The sequence below is a fragment of the Oryzifoliimicrobium ureilyticum genome (genome assembly GCF_037199735.1).
Lineage (GTDB): Bacteria > Pseudomonadota > Alphaproteobacteria > Rhizobiales > Rhizobiaceae > Rhizobium > Rhizobium ureilyticus.
In genome coordinates, this window is the sequence record NZ_JBBBVQ010000001.1 from 61,544 (window position 1) to 74,196 (window position 12,653).

Sequence of the window (12,653 nt, forward strand, 5' to 3'; positions counted from 1 at the left end):
GCTGCCCCAAAAGTAAGCGCTTCGAGTTTCTACAGCGCGGCGCGTTCTACCGAAAGCGCTAATGTCGCTGTCAGTGTGCGATCCGATGCATAGTCTTTGCGTTCAAATCAATGCATTTGAGCGTCGCCTGCATCAGAAAAAGCCGGGTGTCGTTCATTCCGACAATCCAGATGGTGGAAGCGGCTCAAGTCCGCAAGTTACGTCCAAACATCTGGAGAGCCTACGACATTATCGCGCCGGCGCCATCTCCGTAAAGGCCGTTCATGTCATATTAAAGACAAGGGCGCCGGAAGAATATCGGCGCCCTCTACTTCGAAAAATGGTCTGGAAATCAGCCGGCGTTTTTCCGTGGCCCAGCCGTTATTTCGACTGCAGAACTGCTCTTGGCATCGGTATTTGCGTGCGCGGACCGATGGCGACGACGCCAGTCGCCAAGGAACAGCAGGATCGGTGCTGCGATAAAGACGGACGAAGCAGCCGCGACGAGGATACCGAAGACCATCGGTACAGCAAAGCTTTCCACCGCGCTACCGCCGGCAATCGCCATCGGAAGCAGGGCCAGGAAGGCGGTCGCGCCCGTATAGAGGCTTCTTGCCAGCGTTTCATTGATCGACTTGTCGATAATCTCGCGAAGCGGCATGGATTTATAGAGCCGCATATTTTCGCGCATGCGGTCGTAGACCACGACCTTGTCGTTCACCGAGTAGCCGACCAGTGTCAGGATGGCCGCGATTGCCGTCAGGTTGAAATCAAGGCCAGTCAGCGCAAAGAAGCCGACGACCTTCGTCACGTCGAGGACAAGGGTCGCGATTGCGCCGACCGCAAACGGCCATTCAAACCGGAACCAGATGTAGAAGAGCATCGCAAGGCTGGCGAGGATGACGGACAGTACGCCCGCCCAAGCAAGTTCGCCACTGACCTTCGGACCGATAACATCTGTGCCCGTGACCGTTGCCGAGGGATCGATCTTGACGACGGCTTCCTTCAGCTTGGCAACGGCGGCGGTCTGCGCCTCTTCGCCGCCATCCTGACGCTGTGCGCGCACCAGAATGCTGTTGTTGTCGCCAAAGGACTGCAGCGCGATTTCACCAAGACCGAGATTGTTCAGGCCCTCACGGAACGCACCAAGATTTGCAGCATCCTGTGTGCGAACCGACATCTGGATACCGCCCTTGAAGTCGACACCATAGTTGAGGCCGGGTGTAATGAAGAGCACGATCGAGGCGATCGACAGGAGCGCTGAAACGCCAATCCCGACAAAGCGCGCCTTCATGAACTTGATGTTGGTGCCATCAGGGATGAGATGGATCGGCAGGAGAGGCTTGATGTGAATAACCTTCATCTTGCGGCGGCGCGCAATGGCAACCATGATGACACGGACAACGGCGACTGCGGTAAACATCGAAATCATGATGCCGAGCGCCATGGTCACGGCAAAGCCACGAACCGGACCGGTACCGACGAAGAACAGGATAGCGGCCGCAATCAACGCGGTCATATTGCCGTCGACGATGGTTGAATAAGCCCTGTTGAAGCCCGCATCGATCGCGGCAAAGGCGCTCTTGCCTTTCCGCGTTTCCTCACGGATGCGTTCATTGATGAGGACGTTTGCGTCAACGGCCAAACCGATACCGAGGACCACACCTGCGATCCCGGGCAGTGTCAGTGTCGCACCGACAAGGGTCAGGCCGGCGAACGTCAGAATGACGTTCAATGCCAGTGCGGCATTGGCGAGCAGACCCCACGTGCCGTAGAGGAACAGAATGAAGAGGGCGACGAGAGCGTAGCCACCGATACCGGCATAAATACCCATTTTGATGGCGTCAGCGCCAAGATCAGCGCCAACTGTGCGTTCCTCGATGACGGTCAGCTTTGCAGGCAGAGCGCCGGCGCGCAGCATGGCGGCCAACGTTGTTGCAGTCTGGGTGTTGAAGCGGCCGGAAATTTCGCCGGCTCCGCCGAGGATCGGGGTGCGGATGACTGGAGCGCTCAACACCTTGTTATCAAGCACGATCGCAAAGGGTTTGCCGACATTCTGACGGGTGATGTCAGCAAATCGGGTCGCACCGACACTGTCGAATGCGAATTGCACCACAGGTTCACGCGTATTCTGGTCAAACCCGACCGACGCTTTCTTCAGATGGTCGCCGGAAAGCTCAACGCGATCAAGGACAGGATAGCTGTTGCCTTCATCGTCCTTCATCACCGTCACGCCCGGGCCAGGCTGGCCGTTATCGGACAGCATATGGAACGACATCTTTGCCGTCGAGCCAAGGAGCTGGCGCAGCTGCGTCGGGTCCTGCGTGCCTGGCAGCTGAACGAGGATACGATTGCCGCCGATACGCTGGATTGTTGGCTCCGCAACACCGACCTGGTCTACGCGCCGGCGCACGACTTCCAAGCTCTGCTGGATCGCGGCGTCGACCGCAGCGCTGACGCCTGCAGAGGAGTAACCTACGGTCACCGTGTCACCGGACGAGCTGACGTCAAGATCGCTCTTGCCTGCACTCAACCCAGTGCTCACCGGGGTGGCGAGTGTGTTGAGCTCAGTGACGGCGGCACTGCTTTGCGCCGCGTCGGCAATGGTGACGATAATCTGGTTATTGTTGTTGCGGACGATTGACTTGGTCTGGATGCCTTTGGCCGTGAGGACGCGGCGAGCGTCCTGCAACAGCGTCTGCATACGCTCCTTCATCAGGTCGGCTTGCTCGACTTCCAGGACGAGGTGTGAGCCCCCACGGAGGTCGAGACCGAGCGAGACCTGCTTATGGGGAAGCCAAGAAGGCAGGGACTGCAAAACAGACTGCGGCAGAACGTTCGGCAAAGCAATTAAGATGCCGATGATGATGATCGCCATATAGGTGAACACCAGCGAGCGAGATGTGCGCATGAAGATAAGGCCTTGTTATACGCGTCGGGCAAATGCCGCTTCGCGCTGAATGCTAAATCTGGAGAAAAGCTGGCAAAAGCAGCTCAAGCGATCGGCGCTGGCGGCCCGCGTGGCTGAAAATAGTCAAGATGAGGAGGCTTTTCATGCCCGAGGCGTGGCAGCAGATAGTGTATATCCGCAGAAGACAGCGATATAGTGCCTGATGCCAGGAGAATTGGGGCGGCCCCGTCGTCGAGGCCAACTGTCTTTGCAACCGCTTTGCGATCGGCGGTAACGACTGCGCGCAAGCCATCACGTGTCGTTACCTGCGTCGGCTGTCCGTCTTTCGTCGGCGAAGAAACGCCATTCTGATTTCGGGGCCCAATTGTCGGAACGCCCGCAAAAACAAGCCCGATCAGCGTAAACAGCGCAATGACCAACGAGATCGCCAAACGATGCGCAAGCCGGGCCGGCGGCGCGCTATCGTCAGCAATCTCGTTTACATCGCGTGTCAAGGCTTTTGCAGTCTCGGGTGCTTGCTACAGTAAAATGATGCCGGGCTTATATCAGGCTAAGTCTCGGCTTCCTAGGGTACTCGTCGTTAATCTGCAATTGCGAGTAGGACAACCGCGCGGCCCGCAATGGCGGGGGCGTCGGAAAGAGGGTCGAACGGGTTCGAGAAAGCTTTTCGAAAGGCGCGCGCTTCGCTCGAGCCATCGCTCTATCAAGTCAGTTCAGCCAACGGAAAAACGCAAGTTTGTCTTGCGATGCATCCACCGTAGACAGGTCCGACCAAGAGCAAAAGTTGGAAGATTAGAGCACTTTGGCGACGATGGCGCCGCGCTGCGTCTCTATTTTTTCAAGCAGCGTAATCGCGGCAAGCGTTATAACAGCAATTAGGGAGGAGCCTAATCCGAATGCAATCATTTCTCATTCCCCCTGACATCATGTCACGACCCTACAAGTACTTTTATATACCGAAACTTGTCTGGAGCTTGTAGCTTTGCGGCAACTGTTAAGAAATTTAGCAGTATCGCAGAGACATGGTGCGAATTCTTCGTGGCCGTGAAGAAGGCATTAACCTTCAGGCAAGGAATTAACCATAAACATGCCTATTACGTCGGACTGGGATTCTTTCTTCGTTCCCAAATTGGCATGACGCCGCACCGTCGTACCGGAAGAACCGGTATCTCCTCTTCATACATTGCCGAAGAGAAATAGCAGCCTGATCGCTGACGTGCACCGTCGAGGCCCACGTTGAGATCGGTCGCTTGCTCTGCTGCGGTAGAAAATAGCCACCGAAGTTTGCTGGCGTGGGATGGGATAAGAAACTTGACGCAGGACATGCACGCAGATCAGGCTCGAAGCGCGCAGGCAGGCAGCCTCCGCGAGCGGCTGAGGTTTGCTGGCCTTGACTCCGATCAGTGTGATCTTGTTCGTCGTCATCGCAATGACTTGCAAGACAGCCTGAAGGATGGGCTGCGGGATCTTTTCCAGAGGCTGCAAACGTCGCCAGAGGCGGCCAGAAGTTTTGAAAGCGAACGTCAGATCGAGCGCCTTCACGATTTGCAGTCCTCGCATTGGGACGTGTTGACGGACGCGCGCTTCGACAGTCTCTACGCTGAACGGGTGAAGGTGCTCGCCGATTGCGAAGAGCGCATGAACCTCGACCCCCGCTGGCATATTGCGGGCCATGCGGTCATTCTCGAGCATATCGTTTCTTCTTTGGCTGGAGAGCTTGTAGAGCGCTCGCTGATGCCGGGCTCCAAGCGTCGCGGTCGAGAAATTGTCGATCTCATTGCCGCCGTCGTTCGCCTCGTCATGGTCGACGTGGAGATTTCGGTCTCACTTCGATTCAATTCATTGCGTGTTGCGTCCCGGCGCAATTCCCAAGAAGAACGGGACAAGGCGCGGGCCGATATATTTTCGACCTTCAACGACGTCATGGAAGCGCTTTCGGAAAAAGATCTTTCGGTTCGCGCACCGGTCGAGGATGGTAGCCTATGTGCACCGACCGCCAGCGCATTTAACAACGTCCTCAATCAATTGGATGCCGACCTGCGCGGCATGGCGCAGGTGACGACAATCGCGCAATCTTCCGCTGAAAGTTTGTCTGACGCCGCGAAAAGCTTCGCAAATGATGTCGTTGGGAATGCCGGACAAATCAGCGCGTCTACGGAGGCACTGAGAGCGGTTGCCACGGGAATGCGAGAAGGCGCAATTGCCGGAAGTCAGGCTCAGCAAGACGCCGCTGCGACCGAGACAGCAGTCCAGCAAAGCGGGCAAGTGGCTGGCGAAGCCATCAATGCGATGTCGGACATCGAACGATCCGCCGAAAAAATCGGCCAGATCATCGGCGTAATCGACGAGATCGCGTTTCAAACCAATCTGCTGGCGTTGAATGCCGGCATCGAGGCCGCTCGCGCAGGCGATGCTGGCCGCGGCTTTGCCGTCGTGGCGCAAGAGGTGCGTGCGCTCGCGCAACGGTCGGCAGATGCGGCGCGTGAGATCAAGACACTGGTTTCCACGACAAAGACACAGGTTGGCGCGGGCGTCGAAATAGTCGGACGCACGCAGCAATCAATCAACGACATTGCGGACCGTGTTTCCACGATCAACCTTGCTGTTGCAGGTATCGCCGGGCGCACCGGGCAGGATCTTGCCCGGCTGCAGGATGTCGTAAATGACCTTTCCGAAGTCGGCGCCCACGCCGCCGCACATGATCGCAAGGCAACGGCCATGGCTGACGAGGCCGACAAGCTTCGTACGGTCATCGTTGAGCTTGGCCGTAAGGTTCAACAGTTTCATCTAACTCGCGAAGATGGCTTGGTACGAAGAAAAGCGAATGTAGCTTCTGCCATTCCGCAATCGCCGTTGGAGAAAATCCAAAATCTAAATCAAGAAAATTCTTCATTTCACCTTCCGTTAGCAGCCGGTGGTGGAGGGAATATTTACTAAACGGGCGCATTATAGCTCTACCCGGCGCTGGCCGGCACCAAAAATGAGGACAAGGATAAGCTGATGGCGGTGAAAAAAAGCGTGGCTACGCTCAGCCTAGCGCCAGTACTTGACCTGAATGAAGCCGCGGCTCTCAGGGACAAGCTTCTTTCCATGCGGGGCGAGGATGTCTCGATTGATGCGTCCGCCGTGCAGCGTCTCGGCGGGCTCTGCGCCCAGGTTTTGGCGGCTGCCGAGAAGACCTGGGATCAGGATAGCCGAAGCCTCAGATTCTCTGCGGTATCTGATGCTTTTGAAAAGACCATGCAGTTGATCGGCGTCGATATCGCTCACCTGCTCGCTAAGGAGATTGCGCAATGAAGAAAAAAGTACTCACCGTGGATGATTCACGGACCATTCGAAACATGCTTCTTGTTACTCTGAACAATGCAGGTTTCGAGACCATCCAAGCTGAGGACGGTGTTGAAGGACTTGAAGTCCTTGAAGAAACTAATCCTGACGTCATCGTCACGGATATCAATATGCCTCGCCTCGATGGCTTCGGCTTCATCGAAGGTGTCCGTCGCAACGAGAAATATCGCGCGATTCCAATCCTCGTTCTGACGACGGAAAGCGATGCAGAAAAGAAGAACAGAGCACGTCAGGCCGGCGCGACCGGTTGGATCGTAAAGCCGTTCGACCCTGCAAAGTTGATCGACGCTATTGAACGCGTAACCGCCTAACCCTTCGGGATTGCCTCCTATGGATATGAACGAAATCAAAGAGATCTTTTTCCAAGAATGCGAGGAGCAGCTCGCTGAACTGGAATCCGGTCTCCTCAAGATGAATGACGGCGATCGTGACCCGGAAACAGTGAACGCGGTTTTCCGCGCTGTTCACTCGATCAAGGGCGGCGCCGGTGCTTTTGGTCTCGATGACCTGGTCGCCTTCGCACACGTGTTCGAAACGACCCTTGATTGCGTTCGATCCAACAAGCTTGAGCCGACACAAGACGTGCTGAAGGTGATGTTGAAGTCGGCCGACGTGCTCGCCGACCTCACCAATGCGGCGCGTGACGGTGGCGGCGTCGATGAAAATCGCAGCCGCGGCCTTGTGAAGGAATTGGAAGCGCTCGCCCATGGCGAGCCGCTGCCCACGGCCGCGCCGGCGCCTGCAAAGCCAGCCGCTGCCGCGGCCAAGCCGGCCGCTGCTCCTACGCCCGCCCCGAAACCGACCGACGATAGCGGTTTCCAGCCTATTCCGTTCACCTTTGACGGCTTCGACGACGACGGCCCTCAGGAAGATGCGCAACCGAGCGGAACAGCTTACGAAATCGTTTTCAAGCCAAGCTATCAGCTTTACGCCAAGGGCAACGATGCCACTTTGCTGTTGCGTGATCTGTCCCGTCTCGGACAGATGAGCGTCTATTGCAATATGGATGCCCTGACCGATCTCGAGCGCCTGGATCCGGAAGCTGCTTACTTCTTCTGGCATGTCACGCTTCATACGGACAAAGGCGAAGACGCGATCCGCACCGTCTTCGAATTTGCCGAGTGGGATTGCGAGCTGACGGTCAAAGCCGCTGAATCCGCGAAGCCCCAGGAAGAGCTACCGATGACGCCGGTGCCTTTCGACCTATCCATGCTGGATGAAGCTGCCTCTGAAGCCGAAGCTGTCGAAGAGCCTGCCAAGGCCGATATCGCAGCTGCCGTAAGCGCCGCTGAAACAGCAACGAATGTTTCGCAAATGGCTGCAGCAGCCTCTCGTGTCGAAAAGAAAGAATCCGCTGCAGCAGCAGCGGCTGCCGCTCAGAATGCAGCCGGCGCCGCAAACGCTGCCGCTGGTCAGACGATCCGTGTCGATCTCGACCGCGTGGACCGCCTCATCAACCTCGTTGGCGAGCTTGTCATCAATCAGGCAATGTTGTCGCAGAGCGTTATCGAAAACGACTCGACCGGGACTTCGTCCATCAATATGGGCCTGGAAGAGCTGCAGCAGCTGACCCGCGAGATCCAGGACTCGGTCATGGCGATCCGCGCGCAGCCGGTCAAGCCAGTCTTCCAGCGTATGTCGCGTATCGTTCGCGAAATCGCCGACATGACCGGCAAATCGATCAGGTTGATCACCGAAGGTGAAAATACCGAAGTCGACAAGACGGTTATCGACAAATTGGCCGAACCTTTGACACACATGATCCGCAACGCGGTGGACCATGGTATCGAAACGCCCGAAAGGCGTGAGGCGGCAGGCAAGAACGCTGAAGGTACGGTTCGCCTTACTGCAAAGCATCGCTCCGGCCGAATTCTGATTGAACTTGCTGACGACGGTGCAGGGATCAACCGTGAGAAGGTTCGTCAAAAGGCGATTGCCAACGAACTGATTTCAGCCGACGCCAATCTATCGGATGAAGAAGTCGACAACCTCATCTTCTTGCCCGGCTTCTCCACTGCCGACAAGATCTCCGATATTTCGGGCCGTGGTGTCGGTATGGACGTGGTCAAACGTTCGATCCAGGCGCTTGGCGGGCGTATCAACATCACTTCGAAGCCTGGCCAAGGCTCCGTTTTCACGATGAGTTTGCCGCTCACGCTGGCCGTCCTTGACGGCATGGTCGTGACGGTGGCGGGACAAACGCTGGTCGTTCCTTTGACCGCGATCGTGGAAACACTTCAGCCGGAAGCCTCTGCAATCCATTCCTTTGGGGCAAACCATCGCCTGATCTCGATCCGCAACAGCTTCTGCCCGCTGGTCGATGTGGGGCGTATCCTGAACTACCGAAACACACCGGCCAATCCCGTCGAGGGCGTTGCGCTTCTGGTGGAGTCCGAAGGAGGCGGCCAGCGTGCTCTGATCGTCGATGCGATCCAGGGACAGCGTCAGGTTGTCATTAAGAGCCTTGAAGCGAACTACACCCACGTTCCGGGCATCGCTGCGGCAACGATCTTGGGCGATGGACGCGTGGCGCTCATCCTGGATGTAGACGCCGTGGTGGGCGCTTCCAGAGGTCAGGCGTTGAAGCCGGAAATGGCATTGGCTGCAGCAGGTTAAGGACATGTCGGGTATCGTGAGGAATCAAAACCAGGCAGACAAGGAGCTGATCGCATTTCGGATCGGAGACCAGGAATTCTGCGTCGACATCATGTCGGTGCGTGAAATCCGCGGCTGGACCCCAGCCACTCCGATGCCGCATGCGCCAGCCGATGTTGTGGGTGTCATCAATCTACGCGGCGCGGTTTTGCCGATCATGGATTTATCGGCACGTCTTGGCATGGGTTTCTCGCAGCCTACGCCGCGCCATGTCATCATTGTCGCCCAGACCAGACGCAAGGTTGTCGGCCTGCTGGTTGAGGCTGTCTCGGACATCCTGACGATAACGCAAGACAACATACAGCCGACTCCGGATGTCGCCTCCGATTTCGTCAGGCAGCTTGCCAAGGGCATTTTGTCGATTGAGAACAGGATGATCTGTCTTCTTGAGTTGGATACGCTTTTCGGCGGACAGGAGAATGAAGCCGCATGATCGTTCCAAGCCAAAAAGACTGGCGAAGCGGAAATTCAGACGAGGTTCTGGCGAGCGGCGAATACCCGCTCACACGCCGCGACCTGTCGGAAATTGCCGCGATGATCTACTCCGACGCCGGAATTTCTCTGAACGAGAGCAAGGCTTCCCTTGTTTATTCGCGTCTGTCCAAACATATCCGTAATCTGGGGCTTTCGGGCTTCAGGGAATATTGTGAATTGGTGGCATCGCAAGCGGGCGCGGCCGAGCGCCGCGAAATGCTTTCCCACCTGACGACCAATTTCACGCGCTTCTTTCGCGAAAACCATCATTTCGATCATCTGAGGGAAAGCGTTTTACCAGGCTTGATCGAGCGGGCTCGTTCCGGTGGACGGGTGCGTCTATGGTCTGCTGCCTGCTCCGACGGGCAGGAACCCTACTCAATGGCATTGACGGTTCTGTCGATGATGCCGAATGCTGCAGATTACGATTTTCGGATCTTAGCGACGGATATCGATCCCAAGATCCTCGATCGCGCCCGTACGGGTGTCTACGATGACAACTCGCTCGAAACAGTATCGCCAGCGATGCGCAAGCAATGGTTCAGCGAAGTCGATGTCCAGGGGCGGCGTCGATACAAGATCGACGATCGGGTCAAGCGGCTGATCACCTACAACGAGCTGAACCTTCTTGGCCAGTGGCCGTTTAAGGGCAAGTTCGACGCCATCTTCTGCCGCAATGTCGTGATCTATTTTGACGAGCCGACCCAGACGCGGATCTGGTCGCGGTTTGCCGAGATGCTCGTCGACGGAGGGCACCTTTACATCGGACATTCCGAACGGGTTGCTGGCGACGCCAAGCATGTCTTCGACAATATCGGCATCACCACCTATCGCTACATGGCTTCCAATAGGGGGAAAAAGGCATGAGCGCACCGGCCCGGGTTCTTGTCGTCGATGATTCTCCAACCATGCGCGGATTGATCACCGCCGTGTTGAATTCCGACCCTGAAGTCAACGTCGTCGGCCAGGCTGGCGATGCGCTCGAAGCGCGCGCGGCTATCAAGACGCTGGATCCAGATGTGGTCACACTGGACATCGAAATGCCGAACATGAACGGCCTCGATTTCCTCGAAAAGATCATGACGCTTCGGCCGATGCCCGTCATTATGGTTTCGACGATGACCCATCGCGGCACCGAAGCGACCTTGACTGCCCTGGAGATTGGCGCGTTCGACTGCGTTGCAAAGCCCCAGCCCGGCGACTTCCGGCCCTTTGCCGATCTCGCCGACAAAGTGAAGGCTGCAGCACGATCGGGCAATCGCTTCGCCAAGCGTAGCCAGCCAGCGCCGCAGCCAGCGCCATCGACGTCCGACTTTCGTGTCGGTCGGAAAATCATTGCCATAGGCTCGTCAACCGGCGGTGTGGAAGCCCTGATCACAGTGCTCCAGAAGTTTCCCGCAAATTGTCCGCCAACCGTCATCACACAGCATATGCCTTCTACTTTCACCAAGAGCTTTGCAGAGCGCTTGAACAGGCTTTGTGCGCCGGTTGTGGAGGAGGCAACGGACGGAGCGAGGCTTGAGATCGGCAAGATCTACCTTGCGCCGGGCGGTGAGCGTCATCTGCAAGTCACCAACGCATCTGCACCGTGCTGCCGCTTGGTGGACCGGCCGCCGGTGAACGGTCACCGACCGTCCGTCGATGTTCTATTTGACTCGGTGGCTGAGCTCGCTGGTCGCAATGCTGTTGGCGTGATCCTCACCGGAATGGGCCGGGATGGCGCTGCCGGTCTTTTGAAAATGCGTCATGCCGGAGCCCGAACGGTGGGTCAGAACGAAAAAACCTGCGTCGTCTATGGCATGCCTCGAGTGGCATACGAACTCGGGGCTGTCGAGCAGCAGCTTCCGCTGCAGGCAATAGGCGAAGAGCTTTTAAAATTAACCGCTGCCCGAAAGGAAGGAACGGAATAATGTCCATCGCTGAAAAGATAAAAGTGTTGATCGTTGACGACCAGGTAACAAGTCGTCTCCTGCTCAGCGACGCGTTGACCCAGCTTGGCTTCAAACAAATCACTGCAGCCGGTGATGGCGAGCAGGGAATGAAAATCATGGCCCAGCAGCCCCACCATCTCGTCATCTCCGACTTCAACATGCCGAAGATGGACGGTCTGGGATTGCTGCAGGCGGTCCGCAGCAATCCGACGACGAAGAAGGCTGCGTTTATCATTCTGACAGCACAGGGCGATCGTGCGCTTGTTCAGAAAGCCGCCCAGCTCGGTGCGAACAACGTTCTCGCCAAGCCGTTTACGATTGAAAAAATGAAAGCGGCTATCGAAGCCGTGTTTGGAGCCTTGAAATGACAGATGCGCCCGTCGCTCGCCGCATTCATATTATCCAGGGTGAGTGGAAGATCGCCAATGATCCAAATGCTGTATTGACGACCATTCTGGGCTCGTGCGTAGCAGCATGTTTGCGTGATCCTGTGGCGGGCATCGGTGGCATGAATCATTTCCTTCTGCCTGGCAACAGCAGCATGCCGATGACAGGCGGTGATGCAACGCGTTATGGCGTTCACCTCATGGAATTGTTGATCAACGGCCTCCTTAAGCAGGGCGCGCGCCGCGACCGCCTGGAGGCCAAGATCTTCGGAGGAGCGAAAACGATCTCGACATTTTCGAATGTCGGGGAGCAAAACGCTGCTTTCGCTACACAGTTTCTGAGAGACGAAGGTATTCCGATCGTTGGGTCAAGCACCGGTGGCGATCACGGTAGAAAATTAGAGTTCTGGCCGGTCTCAGGCCGGGCCAGACAGTATCCTCTCACAGGTGCGGAAACCCAAAAGACCGTGGCTATGGAACAGCAGCGCCCAGCGCCGGTATCCAAGCCCGTCGAATCCAGCATCGAGTTCTTTTAAGTTACAGGAGTTTTATATGCCAACGCATCCGATGCCTGATCTTACCTCTCCTTTCGAGGCGCTGCCGGATGTGTTGATGCGCATCGTTTCGGAACTGCACGATGTTGCCTACCTGATCGAACGCATCGAGCCCCAGCTTCTGGAGCTCGAAGGTCCGGAAGTCCTTAATGCTCCTAATGCCATGAAAGTTTTGCAGGGGATCGATCTCGCCGTGCAAAAGGCGAGGGGAATTGCCGAGTTCATCGATACGATCACTGCAGATATGCCGTCGAGCTGGACAGTCGATATTGCAACGGCGCTCAATTTGGTAAAGCTCGCCGAGATGCAAAAAGCTCTTGGCGGCGTGCTCCGCCATGGCCACTCGCAGCCGCTCAACAAAGCCGCCGGCGATTGCGACCTCTTTTAAGGGGCTTCATGTTCGGTAACAGCCTCG

General features: G+C 56.7%; 12 protein-coding genes. 10 read left to right on the forward strand and 2 right to left on the reverse strand.

What is annotated here, in order from left to right; genetic code table 11:
- Window positions 1-331: 331 nt before the first annotated feature.
- Together secD and VQ830_RS00330 are read right to left on the reverse strand one after the other, a co-directional pair.
- The gene (gene secD, locus VQ830_RS00325; RefSeq protein WP_337266066.1) at window positions 332-2,890 is read right to left on the reverse strand and encodes a protein translocase subunit SecD; all 2,559 of its coding nucleotides are present in this window, start codon (window positions 2,888-2,890) and stop codon (window positions 332-334) included.
- An 83-nt stretch (window positions 2,891-2,973) separates the two neighbouring features.
- Window positions 2,974-3,384: a hypothetical protein gene (locus VQ830_RS00330; RefSeq protein ID WP_337266067.1), complete on the reverse strand. Its 411-nt coding sequence runs from the start codon at window positions 3,382-3,384 to the stop codon at window positions 2,974-2,976.
- Between the two features lie 829 nt (window positions 3,385-4,213).
- Between VQ830_RS00330 and VQ830_RS00335 the strand changes: the two genes are divergently transcribed.
- The 10 genes from VQ830_RS00335 to cheT all read left to right on the forward strand — a co-directional run bounded on the left by VQ830_RS00335 (window position 4,214) and on the right by cheT (window position 12,626).
- The gene (locus VQ830_RS00335; protein ID WP_438617147.1) at window positions 4,214-5,827 is read left to right on the forward strand and encodes a globin-coupled sensor protein; all 1,614 of its coding nucleotides are present in this window, start codon (window positions 4,214-4,216) and stop codon (window positions 5,825-5,827) included.
- 63 nt (window positions 5,828-5,890) lie between these two features.
- Window positions 5,891-6,187: an STAS domain-containing protein gene (locus VQ830_RS00340; RefSeq protein ID WP_337266069.1), complete on the forward strand. Its 297-nt coding sequence runs from the start codon at window positions 5,891-5,893 to the stop codon at window positions 6,185-6,187.
- Window positions 6,184-6,549 carry a chemotaxis response regulator CheY1 gene (gene cheY1 / locus VQ830_RS00345; protein ID WP_337266070.1) on the forward strand — a complete coding sequence of 122 codons (366 nt, stop codon included), beginning with the start codon at window positions 6,184-6,186 and terminating at the stop codon, window positions 6,547-6,549. The genes VQ830_RS00340 and cheY1 overlap by 4 nt, the downstream gene beginning before the upstream one ends.
- Before the next feature lie 19 nt (window positions 6,550-6,568).
- The gene (locus VQ830_RS00350; RefSeq protein ID WP_337266071.1) at window positions 6,569-8,854 is read left to right on the forward strand and encodes a chemotaxis protein CheA; all 2,286 of its coding nucleotides are present in this window, start codon (window positions 6,569-6,571) and stop codon (window positions 8,852-8,854) included.
- 4 nt (window positions 8,855-8,858) lie between these two features.
- On the forward strand, window positions 8,859-9,326 hold the full coding sequence (locus VQ830_RS00355) for a chemotaxis protein CheW (RefSeq protein ID WP_337266072.1): 468 nt from the start codon (window positions 8,859-8,861) through the stop codon (window positions 9,324-9,326).
- Window positions 9,323-10,234, forward strand: coding sequence for a protein-glutamate O-methyltransferase CheR (gene cheR, locus VQ830_RS00360; protein ID WP_337266073.1), 912 nt, complete (start codon window positions 9,323-9,325; stop codon window positions 10,232-10,234). Before VQ830_RS00355 ends, cheR begins: the two co-directional genes overlap by 4 nt.
- The gene (cheB, locus tag VQ830_RS00365; protein WP_337266074.1) at window positions 10,231-11,277 is read left to right on the forward strand and encodes a protein-glutamate O-methylesterase CheB; all 1,047 of its coding nucleotides are present in this window, start codon (window positions 10,231-10,233) and stop codon (window positions 11,275-11,277) included. The genes cheR and cheB overlap by 4 nt, the downstream gene beginning before the upstream one ends.
- Complete coding sequence (locus VQ830_RS00370; protein WP_075641526.1) at window positions 11,277-11,666, forward strand: response regulator; 390 nt, start codon at window positions 11,277-11,279, stop codon at window positions 11,664-11,666. The genes cheB and VQ830_RS00370 overlap by 1 nt, the downstream gene beginning before the upstream one ends.
- Complete coding sequence (cheD, locus tag VQ830_RS00375) at window positions 11,663-12,220, forward strand: chemoreceptor glutamine deamidase CheD (protein WP_337266075.1); 558 nt, start codon at window positions 11,663-11,665, stop codon at window positions 12,218-12,220. Before VQ830_RS00370 ends, cheD begins: the two co-directional genes overlap by 4 nt.
- Before the next feature lie 16 nt (window positions 12,221-12,236).
- A complete protein-coding gene (gene cheT, locus VQ830_RS00380) occupies window positions 12,237-12,626 on the forward strand; it encodes a chemotaxis protein CheT (protein WP_337266076.1) in 390 nt (129 codons plus the stop codon).
- Window positions 12,627-12,653 lie beyond the last annotated feature (27 nt).

Bases quoted from the DNA above. Each gene is read 5' to 3' on its own strand.
- secD (WP_337266066.1), bottom strand. From the start codon at position 2,890: ATGCGCACATCTCGCTCGCTGGTGTTCACCTATATGGCGATCATCATC.
- VQ830_RS00335 (WP_438617147.1), top strand. From the start codon at position 4,214: ATGCACGCAGATCAGGCTCGAAGCGCGCAGGCAGGCAGCCTCCGCGAG.
- VQ830_RS00340 (WP_337266069.1), top strand. From the start codon at position 5,891: ATGGCGGTGAAAAAAAGCGTGGCTACGCTCAGCCTAGCGCCAGTACTT.
- cheY1 (WP_337266070.1), top strand. From the start codon at position 6,184: ATGAAGAAAAAAGTACTCACCGTGGATGATTCACGGACCATTCGAAAC.
- VQ830_RS00350 (WP_337266071.1), top strand. From the start codon at position 6,569: ATGGATATGAACGAAATCAAAGAGATCTTTTTCCAAGAATGCGAGGAG.
- VQ830_RS00355 (WP_337266072.1), top strand. From the start codon at position 8,859: ATGTCGGGTATCGTGAGGAATCAAAACCAGGCAGACAAGGAGCTGATC.
- cheR (WP_337266073.1), top strand. From the start codon at position 9,323: ATGATCGTTCCAAGCCAAAAAGACTGGCGAAGCGGAAATTCAGACGAG.
- cheB (WP_337266074.1), top strand. From the start codon at position 10,231: ATGAGCGCACCGGCCCGGGTTCTTGTCGTCGATGATTCTCCAACCATG.
- VQ830_RS00370 (WP_075641526.1), top strand. From the start codon at position 11,277: ATGTCCATCGCTGAAAAGATAAAAGTGTTGATCGTTGACGACCAGGTA.
- cheD (WP_337266075.1), top strand. From the start codon at position 11,663: ATGACAGATGCGCCCGTCGCTCGCCGCATTCATATTATCCAGGGTGAG.
- cheT (WP_337266076.1), top strand. From the start codon at position 12,237: ATGCCAACGCATCCGATGCCTGATCTTACCTCTCCTTTCGAGGCGCTG.